A 9,994-nucleotide genomic window follows, 5' to 3' on the forward strand; every position below is an offset into this window, starting at 1 on the left:
CCCCGACGGGCGGCAGCCGCCCTTCCCCCGCGAGACCCTCTTCCGGGCGCCTACACTGCCCGCATGTCGAACCAGAACCCGGTGGCCGGCTCCCTGGAGCGCCGTTGGCCGTCGACGGTGGCCGATGACGAACTCCGCCTGCAGTGGGAGTTCCTGTCCTTCCTCCGCACCACGGTCGTCAACAAGGTCGCGGGCCTGGACGCAACCCTCGCCGCCGCCACCCCGCTCCCGACGTCGCCGTTCATGAGCCTGGGCGGCATCGTCAGGCACCTCACCGCGGTGGAGCGCTTCTGGCTGTCGATCGTCGGCGGCGGATCGGACCTGCCCTCGCTGTGGGTGAAGGAGGACGTCCACGCGGAATGGCGGCTGGACGGTCGCGACACCCCGTCCGGTCTGGTCGCCGCCTACCGGGAGGAGTGGCTCCGGTCCGAACGGGCGCTGGCCCACAGGACCGCGGACGACCGCGCGGCCCGGAGCGTCGACGGAAAGGACTACACCGTGCGGTGGCTGCTCGGTCACGTGATCCAGGAGACGGCCCGTCACGTCGGCCACATGGACGTGCTCCGGGAGTTGGCCGACGGCGCCCGCGGGGAGTGACCGGCCGGCCGGGCCGGCCCCGGCGCCCTCGGCAAGCATCCACCGTCCACCCTCCGGAATGAGAGCTTCCGGCTCCCCGGATGTGTCTGCATTCTTGATCATGACGTGAAACGGGGGTGTCGCAACGGGATTTCCACCTTCGTCACGAAGCATGGGCGTCGGACGGGGGAATTGACATGACTGCATCACGAAGTGCCGTGACACTTCGCAGCAACGGGTACAACTCCGGTTCCGCCGCTGAGTGATCCTGGATCCGTCTCCCTCTCGGACTGACCGCCGCGGCACGCCCGCGCACAGGCCGCGGACGGCCCGGCAGGCTCACGACCCGAACCCGGCCGGTCCGGCGGCGACCCTTCGGACGGCGAACCCCGCACGGTCCGCACCGGTCAGGGACTCCGGGAATTCATCTGCGGGACTCCGCCCACCTGTCGCCCGATCGGCCCGGCCCGACAATTCGGCCCCATCAGGTCAACAGCTCTACGGAATGCGAGCTTGACGCTCAGTCACCTGAGTATCGACAGTCCGCTTGATTCCAGCGCCCGGGGATTCCGTGGGGTTCGAATGGAGAGCACATCACCGATGCGCCGACCAAGCCCCCCCGCTTTGCACACCCATCGATCAACTGACAAGGGGATTTCCCATGACCATCCGCACGAAGGTCGCCGCCGGTGTGATGTCGATAGCCGCACTCGGCCTCGGCGTCGTCTCCGCATCTCCCGCAGCCGCGTCGAGTGGATACTGCGCCAGCTACGACGCCTGCCTGTACTACAGCCCCAACTTCCAGGGCGCTTCTTCGGCGACGGTTCCGGCACCAGCCAGGGCTACGAGACCTACCAGGACGACTCCGCCTACACCTTCGGGGGCGGTGGCGCCGGAAACGGCCAGTACGTCAGGAACAACGCGGCCTCGATCATCAACAACAACACCACCTACAGCCTGACGATCACTACAGCCCGGGCGGCTACGGCATCAGCCAGTACTTCAAGCGCGGCACCCGCGGAAACCTGACCCCGGAGCCGCGGAACACCAACGCTGCGCAGTACCAGGATGCGGAGGTCCGGACGAACCTGCAGCACCTGCAACTGGTCAGGAAGTCCATCGACACCGCGCTCAGGAATGCCGAGGCGGTCACCGGCGGCGGCGCGTCGAAGTCCCCGTGACACGGTGATCAGCCGGACGGGCGTGGGCGGATCGCGGAGCGCAGGAGGAGGGTGGTGGTCACACTGCTCACCCCGGTCAGGGCGATGGCGAGGCCGACCGGGAGGAACTCCGCGAAGACGCCGAAGACCAGGGGTCCGACCCCCTGGATGGTCATGGTGGTGGTGTTGAGCAGGGCGAAACTCTGTCCCTGGAGGTGGGACGGGACCGCCTCCAGGAAGCGCCGCTGAAGGCCGAGCAGGTAGGCGGACCCCACGCCGGTGATCACGTACGCGGCGGCGACCGCCGGATACGGCAGGTCCAGCACGAGCGTGACCGGGGGCGCGCCCATCACCAGCAGCAGGGGCAGGACGAGTCGTTCCCGGGTGGCGGGCGCGAACGCCCGCCCGACGACGACGTCGCCGATGAGCATGCCGACGGACGTGGCGGCCAGGAGGGTGCCGGTCTCCGTCGGGCCGAACTCGCGCTGCGCGGCGTACGGGATGAGCAGGCTCCCCGCCGCGGCCAGGTACGCGGCGGGCAGGCACTGGACCATGATCAGCTTGAGGACCCCGGGCGCGGCGACGAGCGCGGCGTTGCCCTGCAGGGTCCTCCGCACGATCGACCCGCCGGCCACCAACGATCCGCCCACCGCCGCCGACCCGGCCGCTGCCGACCCGCCCGCCGTGGACTCGCCCGTGCGGACCGCCTTCGGTCCCGACAGGTACAGGCGGCTGATCACCGACGCGATCAGGTGCGCCCCTGCGGTGACCAGCATCGTCCGCTCCACACCCAGCCACACGACCAGCGCCCCGCCGGCGGCCATGCCCACCATCTGCGCCGAGACCGCGACGAGGTAGGACAGCGAACGCCCCAGCACGTAGGTGTCGCCGGTGAGGATCTCCGCCAGGACGCGGCCCGCGGCCCCGGTGGTGACGGGTGTCAGGCAGGCCACGGCCGCGACGAGCGCCAGGGCCGCCGCGACCGGGAGGTGGCCGAACGCGAGCACCAGCCCGACCGCGCACTGGAGTGCGTAACCCGTGCTGATGAGGGTCCGCGGCGAGAACCGGTCCGCCATCGCGGCGAGGAACAGGCCGCCCACGGCCTGGGGGAGGAAGCCGATCGTCATCGTCATCGCCGTCAGCAACGGCGATGCGGTCCGGTCGAACACCAGCACCGCCAGTGCGACGGACCGCAGCGTGTCCGACAGGACGCCGAGCAGCCGACCGGCGAAGACGGCACGGAACCGGGTGACCGCGAAGACCTGGCCGTAGGTGGCCTTCGTCGTGAACTCATCGATCACGAGCAGGATGCTCCCGTCCGTGCGTGCGCATCCGGGCGAGCGGCTCCTCGTCGGTGTCCTGGCACGCCGGGAACGGAATCAGCGCCACGTCGCCCTCCCCTTGTCCGTCGAATGGGAAAAGGATCAGTCGGAAACGTGACGCCTGCAACTGAGATATTCCCGCGGGGCCGGTGTGACCACGGCGCCGAATCGCTCCGTCACGGCCTCTCCCGATCAAGCCGTCTGACGATGCGTCGGTTCGAGGCGGCGGGACGGCCTCAGGGTTCGCGGTGGACGATCCGGCGGACCAGGTCCGGCACCCACTCCACGTACTCGACCTCGGCACCGTCCACGTGCCGGGCGTAGAGGAAGCGACCGGTCGGGGAGGCGGTCTCCGGCGTGGTGACGACGGCCCCGGCGGCGGTCAGCGTGTCGCTGAGCTCGTCGAGGTCGGAGACCACGACCGTCGCCGAGGCGTGCGCGTACTTGGCCCGTTCGGCGGGCGGTCCGGCGATGACCAGGAAGTCGCCGATGGCGGCCAGTTCGATCTCGTGGAAGCGGAAGAGCAGGTCGGGTTCGGCGCCGGTCAGGGTGCGCAGGAGGGGGAGGGCCTGGTCGAGGCCGTCGGACCAGAGGCGGGCGTAGGTCTTGAGGATGGTCATCGGCGATCCCTGGTAGCTGTCGGTTACCGGATCACCGTATGCGGGTGAACTCCCCCGCAGAAGAGCGCACTTTGGGGTGCGTGGGGTGCCGTTCGGAGACCGCGTGACCGGGCCGGACCGGACCGACCGACCGGTCACGCGGTTCCTGACCTACGCCGCCGGCCCGGTGCCGCCGTCGGGCCGAGCCAGGCCCGGGGCACGGTCGGCGGAGCGGGGAGCGGCGCGGTCGGCGAACGGGGCCCCGCCACGGGCCCGCTCCGGGTTCGGGGAGCGGTCGCGGTCCTGCACCGTCTCCCGGTCGGCGTTCCAGGCGATCAGCATCCGCAGGGCGTCGTCCGACGGGCTGCCGCGCTCGGCCGTGTACGTGACCAGGGCCTGGTCCGGGTCGTCCGCCGAGCGCAGCGTCTCGTAGACCAGTTCCATCCGCCCGACCAGCGGGTGCCGGAACCCCTTCCTGCCGGACGTCTTGTCGCGGACCGGGTGCTCGGCCCACCACTGGCGGAACTCCGGACTGCGCATGGACAGTTCGCCGATCAGCTCGGCGAGCCTGGGGTCGTCCGGCCGGCGCCCGGCCTCCAGGTGCAGGAAGGCGGCGTTCTCCCGCGCGCAGCCGACCCAGTCCTCGTACAGCTCGCGCGAGGCCGGATCGAGGTAGGTGATGCGGGCGATGTTCCGCTCGGCCGGGTCGAGTGCGCCGTAGTCGCCGAACAGGGCCACGGCGGCGCGGTTCCAGGCCAGGATGTCCATGCGCCGGCCCATCACCACGGCCGGCACGTCGATCATGGCGTCGAGCAGCCGGGCGAGCGTCGGCCGGACCCGCTGCGGCGCCGCGGCGGCCCGGGCCGCCGACGCCCTGGCCGCCGACGCCCGACCGCTGCCGCCACCCGGCGCGGTGCGGGCGAGCCGGTGCAGGTGCCGGGCCTCCTCCGGGTCGAGCCGCAGCGCGCGGGCGACGGCGTCGAGCACGGCGTCCGAGGGGTTGCCCACCCGCCCCTGTTCGAGCCGGGTGTAGTAGTCGACGCTCACGCCGGCGAGCTGGGCGAGTTCCTCGCGGCGCAGCCCCGACACCCGGCGGCGACCGCCGTAGTCCGGCAGGTCGACGTCCTCGGGCCGGAGCCGGGAGCGTCGGGTCCGCAGGAACTCGTTGAGGCTGATCGCTGTGCTGCTCATAGGACGATTCTCTCTGCTCGGGGCTCCCTCAGCCTGGTCCTGCCGGAACCAGGCTGAGGGAGGGGTCGGGCCTCCCCGGCGCGCACGCGGCCCGGGCCGCCCCCGGCAGCGGCGTCACCAACTGCCGGCGACCGCCACCACGCCGCCGTCCACCACGAAGTCCTGCCCGGTGATGTAGGAGGAACGGGACGAGAGCAGGAAGGCCACCGTCTCCGCGATGTCCTCGGCCTCGCCCAGCCGGCCCAGCGGCACCTGCGCCAGCACGGCGTCCTTCGCGGACTGTTCGGTGATGACCGCGTCGAACATCTCGGTGACGATGTAGCCCGGGCTCACCGAGTTGACCCGGATGCCGCGCCCGGCGAACTCGCTGCCCAGGGTGCGGGCCAGGTTGTGGACGGCCGCCTTGGTCGCCGCGTACACCGGGGCGTTGGGCAGGCCGCGGTGGAGCGTCCAGGAGGCGTTCAGGACGACGGACCCGCCGCCGGCGGCCTCCAGCAGCGGCAGCGCGTGCTGGACGGTGAAGAAGACGCCCTTGAAGTTGACGTCGACGGTGTGGTCGAAGGACTTCTCGGTCACGTCGGTCGGCAGCTCGAAGATGCCGACGCCGGCGTTGGCGAAGACGCCGTCCAGCCGCCCGTGGCGCTCCCCCACGAGGTCGGCCAGGCGGGCCAGGTCGGCCGGCTTCGCGGAGTCGGCGCGTACGGCGAACACCCTTTCCCCGGAGGCCAGTTCGGCTTCGGCCCGGCGCAGCCTGGCCTCGTCACGGCCGGTGATCACCACCTCGGCGCCGGAGGCGAGGAGGTGGCGGGCGGTGGCGAGGCCCATGCCGCTGGTCCCGCCGGTGATCAGCACGGTCCTGCCGTCGAATTCGCCGGCCGATCCGGGGGTGCGGTGGTCGTTGCGGTTGGTCCTGGATCCGTCGTTCTCGGTCATGGCTCCACCTTCGCGGCCACCCGCCTGCCCCAACCAGGCCCGATCCGACCCCGGGTCCGGCAGGACCACCCTCGCCACCCGGACACGGGGTGACGCGGGACGGGTGACGTCGGACCCGGGTACGACACCGGGGTTGGCCCCCCGGTGCCACGACGGCGGGAGCCCGGGGACGGGAGGGTGAGGACATCAGCCGCACGAGGGCGAGGAGCCCACCGATGTCCCCGATCCGCCGTACCGTCCGCCCCGCCCCCAGCGGCGCCCTCCGCACTGCTCTCCGCCCCGCCCTCAGCAGTTCCCTCCGCAATGCGGCCGGCGCCTTCCTGGCGCTGCCGGTGGGCCTGGCGGCGGTCGCCCTGACCCTGACCGGTCGGCCCGGGCGGGCCGCCCACTGGCAGGGCCGGCTCTCCGGCGGCCGGGGGTGGACCGGCGGCCGGGTGCTGGGCCGCGCCGCGCTCGGGCTCCCGCTGGACGTGGCGGCCTTCGCGCTGATCGGGTACGCGCTGTTCAACTCGGTCCGGAACTTCGGCTACCCGGTCTGGTACCTGGGCAGCGACTACCACCAGGCCTGGGGCGGCCCCACCATGGCGGGCGTCTGGGCGGTGCACGCGGGCGGGTGGCTGCTCTGCCTGGCCGTGCTGCTGCACTGGCCCGTGCGGTGGCTGGCGCGGGGTCAGCGGGCCGTCGGCCGCCGGATCACGGGCGAATGAACGACGGGTGACGGGCCGGGCGTCCGCCCGTGATCCGTCGGCCGCCGCTCCGGGGCACTCCGCCCTGCCCCTTCGGGAGCGGCTCCGACCGCCGGTCCCGCCCGCCGCACCTTCCGGATCCGCACGATCCGCATATGCAGGTGAACGACATATATAGTCATCCTGCGTACGTGGGCCGCAGAGGCCCGCGCTACGGTTCGACGCACCCGCCATACCCCCGGGGAGCGGGATACGGCCAGGTCGGCCTGGGAGGAGCAGAGTTCGATGGGGCAGGTCACCACACCCACCGCGAGGACCGCGGGAGCGGAAGGGACGGCGGACGCCGCCGAGGCGCCGCGGGAGACCCGGGACGGGTCCCCCACCGCCGTACCGCCGACCGGACTCGCGGACCGGGTGATACGGCGGTTGGCGGTGCTCCGCCTCCGCCGCTGGTTCTGGCCCGCCGCGCTGGCCGCCGGGTACCTCGTCCAGGTCCTCTTCCGGCTCGTCCTCGTCCGGCACCTCGACTACCCGTCGGTCCACCCGGACGAGGAGTCGTACCTGATCCTGGCACGCGTCCTCGCGGGCCGCCCCACCACCGAGATGCCGGTCGGCGTGGTCATCCCCGGCGGCTACGCGCTGCTGATCTCCCCCGCCCTGCGGATCGCCGACGACCCGGTGACGGCGTACCACCTGGTCCTCGGGATCAACGCCCTGGTCAGCGCGCTGGTCCTCCCGCTCGCCTACGCCGCCCTGCGGCGCCTCGGCCTGCAGCGCGGCGCCGCGTACGCCTTCGGCGCCGCCACCGCGCTGCTGCCGCCGGTGGTCTTCTACTCGCAGTTCGCGCTCACGGACGCCGTCCTGCCCGCGCTGATCCTCGCCTGGCTGCTCTGCCTGCACGGCTGGCTCACCGACGGGCCGGCGCGCGGCCGTACCCGGTACGCCGCCGGGGCGGGTGCCGCCGCCGCCTACGCGATGGCCACGCACGACCGCGGCGGCGTGGTCGTCGCCCTGACGGCCGCCGTGTTCGCCGGCGTCCTGCTGTTCCGCAAGGCTCCGTGGCGCACGGCCGTCGCCGGCCTCGGGGCTCTGGGGGCCGGCGCGCTCGGCACCGAGTTGCTGGCCCGCTGGCTGCACGCGCAGTTCACCGTCGAGGACAGCGACGTCGGCGGCTTCCTGTGGAAGGGCCTCACCGACCCGGAGGCCACCCAGCGGACCCTCACCAGGACAGCCGGCCAGATCTGGTACTTCACCGTCTCCACCTGGGGAATCGGCGGACTGGCCGTCGTCGCCTGCCTGTTCGCCGTGTTCAGCCGCCGCACGCCGCTCCCGCACCGCATCACCGGCGGCGTCCTGGTGGCGCTCCTCGTCGGCACCGCCCTGGCCTCCGCCGCGGCCCTTCCGGACGACGGGCGCATCGACAACTGGGTCTACGCCCGCTACACCTCCTACCTCGTGCCGGCGGCCTTCGTGACGGGCGTCGCGGTCGTCGCCCGCTGCGGCCGGCGCGCACTCGGCAGGTCCGCGGCGGCGACGACCGGGCTGATCGCGCTCCTCGCCGTCCTGGTGATCGGCTCGGCCGGCTCGAAGCTGCGGACCCAGGGCTTCGTGCTCTGGACGCTGCCGGACGTGTCGTTCCTCACCGCGGACTGGGGCCGGCTCTCCATGGTCCGGGCCAGCACGGCCGCACTCGTCATCTTCTGCGCCGTCCTCCTGATCCGGACCGCCGGGGGCCGCAGGGCCTTCTGGGCGGTCGGCGTCTCGCTGGTCCTGTTCGCCGGGTTCGCCACCGCGACGATCACCGAACGCGTCTCCCAGCCGCACTCGGCCTGGCGCAAGCCCCTGGCCACCGGCTTCACCCACAGCGCGGGGCTGAAGCCCGACGACAGCGTCGTCTTCGTCTGGGACCTCGAATGGACCCTGCGCACCACCCAGACCTTCGAGGTCTACCGGGGCCGCGTCTGGTACCTCGACCCCCGCTGGCAGCCGCTCCCCCCGGCGGCCACCGCGGTCGTCACCCCCCTGCCCGGCCAGGGGCAGGAGCCCGAGGCCTACTGGCCCGCGCACCCCGCCGGCTGGTACGTCGACCGGACCGACACCCAGCAGAACTGGGCGCTTTGGCGCAAGCGTTGAGGCAGCGCCGCGGACGCTTCGAGGGCAGTCCCGGGGGTGCCGCACGCGCAGTCCCGAGACCGCCCCGAGGGCAGCCGGAGCCCCCTGCCGGGGGCATCGGGGGCCGCGGACACGGCGGAGGCCGTCAGCGGTCGTCGGGCTGCGGACCCTAAGGGTCTCCCGCACGCCCCGCCTCCGGGGCGGGTCGTCCGCGGGGACGGTTTGCGCGCGGACGGACGGCCCGCAGGAACCCCCGGTCCCTGCGGGCCGTCCACGTGTTCAGGGGCGGGGGACGAGGGCTACGGACCTCAGGAGAGATGCACATGACTCGGCACAGCGCGCTTCGGCGCGGGGTGGGCGTTGCGACGGCGGCCTCGGCGGTGGTGCTCGGAACGGCCCTGCCCGCGGCGGCGGCCGGATCGGGACGGGGCGGGCCGGAACGCGACGGGACGGTGGCCGCGATGGAGGCGGCCGTGCGGACCGAGGGATTGCCCGGGATGATCGCCACGGCGACCCGTCCGCACGGGAGCCGGTCGGTGGCGGTCGGGACGGCCGACACCGCGACCGGGCAGCCGCGGTCGGCCCGGGAGCGGTTCCGGATCGGGAGCGTGACGAAGATGTTCGTCGCGACCGTCCTCCTCCAGCTCCAGGCGGAGGGGCGGCTCGACCTCGACGACGCCGTGGAGACGTGGCTGCCCGGGGTGGTGAGCGGGAACGGGAACGACGGCTCGGCGATCAGCGTCCGGCAACTGCTCGACCACTCCAGCGGACTGTTCGCCTACGACGACGACCCCGGAATGGCGGCGGTGCTGTTCACTCCGCAGTTCCTGAGCCACCGCTACGACACCTACACACCGGCGGACCTGGTGCGGCTCGCCGTGTCGCACCCGCCCGTCTTCGCGCCGGGGACGAAGCGCGAGTACTCCAACACCAACTACGTCCTGGCCGGGATGATCGTCGCCGAGGTGACCGGACGCCCGTACGGCACGGAGATCGAGCGGCGGATCATCCGGCCGCTGGGGCTGGGCGGCACCAGCGTGCCCGGCACCGCGACCGCCGTGCCACGACCGCACGCGCGCGGCTACTCGAAGCTGTTCGGCGGCTCGCCGACGCCCGTGGAGACGACCGAACTCAACCCGTCGATGGCCGGGGCCGCCGGGGAGATCATCTCCACGACCGACGACCTCACCCGCTTCCTCTCCGCGCTGATGCGCGGACGGCTGCTCCCGCCGGCCGAGTTGGGCGAGATGCTCACCACGGAGGGCGCCGGCGGGCTCGGCATCGGCGGCGGGACGCTGTCCTGCGGGGTCGCCGTCTGGGGGCACGACGGCGGCATCCACGGGTCGTCGACCCTCGCGCTGACCACCCGGGACGGCCGGCACGCCGTCGCGTTCAACGCCAACGCCGACTGGTTC

Annotated in this window: 8 protein-coding genes; 4 read left to right on the plus strand and 4 right to left on the minus strand. The window is 72.9% G+C overall.

Going from position 1 to position 9,994, the window contains the following annotated elements:
- Positions 1–63: 63 nt before the first annotated feature.
- The gene (locus ACFWOG_RS05520) at positions 64–597 is read left to right on the plus strand and encodes a DinB family protein (protein WP_380355109.1); all 534 of its coding nucleotides are present in this window, start codon (positions 64–66) and stop codon (positions 595–597) included.
- Positions 598–1,765: 1,168 nt separating this feature from the next.
- Here ACFWOG_RS05520 and ACFWOG_RS05525 read toward each other — a convergent pair.
- The 4 genes from ACFWOG_RS05525 to ACFWOG_RS05540 all read right to left on the minus strand — a co-directional run bounded on the left by ACFWOG_RS05525 (position 1,766) and on the right by ACFWOG_RS05540 (position 5,781).
- Positions 1,766–3,037 (minus strand): MFS transporter, encoded by a 1,272-nt coding sequence (locus ACFWOG_RS05525; RefSeq protein ID WP_380355110.1) that lies wholly within the window; start codon positions 3,035–3,037, stop codon positions 1,766–1,768.
- A gap of 257 nt (positions 3,038–3,294) precedes the next feature.
- Positions 3,295–3,678 carry a VOC family protein gene (locus ACFWOG_RS05530; RefSeq protein ID WP_355405694.1) on the minus strand — a complete coding sequence of 128 codons (384 nt, stop codon included), beginning with the start codon at positions 3,676–3,678 and terminating at the stop codon, positions 3,295–3,297.
- 150 nt (positions 3,679–3,828) lie between these two features.
- Positions 3,829–4,848 carry a helix-turn-helix transcriptional regulator gene (locus ACFWOG_RS05535; RefSeq protein ID WP_380355113.1) on the minus strand — a complete coding sequence of 340 codons (1,020 nt, stop codon included), beginning with the start codon at positions 4,846–4,848 and terminating at the stop codon, positions 3,829–3,831.
- Positions 4,849–4,962: 114 nt separating this feature from the next.
- A complete protein-coding gene (locus ACFWOG_RS05540; RefSeq protein WP_380355115.1) occupies positions 4,963–5,781 on the minus strand; it encodes an SDR family NAD(P)-dependent oxidoreductase in 819 nt (272 codons plus the stop codon).
- Positions 5,782–5,996: 215 nt separating this feature from the next.
- Between ACFWOG_RS05540 and ACFWOG_RS05545 the strand changes: the two genes are divergently transcribed.
- From ACFWOG_RS05545 to ACFWOG_RS05555, 3 genes are all read left to right on the plus strand, one after another.
- The gene (locus ACFWOG_RS05545) at positions 5,997–6,488 is read left to right on the plus strand and encodes a hypothetical protein (RefSeq protein ID WP_380355117.1); all 492 of its coding nucleotides are present in this window, start codon (positions 5,997–5,999) and stop codon (positions 6,486–6,488) included.
- A gap of 264 nt (positions 6,489–6,752) precedes the next feature.
- Positions 6,753–8,600: a hypothetical protein gene (locus tag ACFWOG_RS05550; protein ID WP_380355120.1), complete on the plus strand. Its 1,848-nt coding sequence runs from the start codon at positions 6,753–6,755 to the stop codon at positions 8,598–8,600.
- A gap of 302 nt (positions 8,601–8,902) precedes the next feature.
- The coding region (locus tag ACFWOG_RS05555; RefSeq protein ID WP_380355123.1) for a serine hydrolase domain-containing protein at positions 8,903–9,994 on the plus strand (1,092 nt) is incomplete at its 3' end.

The organism is Kitasatospora sp. NPDC058406, assembly GCF_042722765.1.
Classification (GTDB): domain Bacteria; phylum Actinomycetota; class Actinomycetes; order Streptomycetales; family Streptomycetaceae; genus Kitasatospora.

Excerpts from the sequence above, each read along its gene's own strand:
- ACFWOG_RS05520 (WP_380355109.1), top strand. The coding sequence starts at position 64 with ATGTCGAACCAGAACCCGGTGGCCGGCTCCCTGGAGCGCCGTTGGCCG.
- ACFWOG_RS05530 (WP_355405694.1), bottom strand. The coding sequence starts at position 3,678 with ATGACCATCCTCAAGACCTACGCCCGCCTCTGGTCCGACGGCCTCGAC.
- ACFWOG_RS05535 (WP_380355113.1), bottom strand. The coding sequence starts at position 4,848 with ATGAGCAGCACAGCGATCAGCCTCAACGAGTTCCTGCGGACCCGACGC.
- ACFWOG_RS05540 (WP_380355115.1), bottom strand. The coding sequence starts at position 5,781 with ATGACCGAGAACGACGGATCCAGGACCAACCGCAACGACCACCGCACC.
- ACFWOG_RS05545 (WP_380355117.1), top strand. The coding sequence starts at position 5,997 with ATGTCCCCGATCCGCCGTACCGTCCGCCCCGCCCCCAGCGGCGCCCTC.
- ACFWOG_RS05550 (WP_380355120.1), top strand. The coding sequence starts at position 6,753 with ATGGGGCAGGTCACCACACCCACCGCGAGGACCGCGGGAGCGGAAGGG.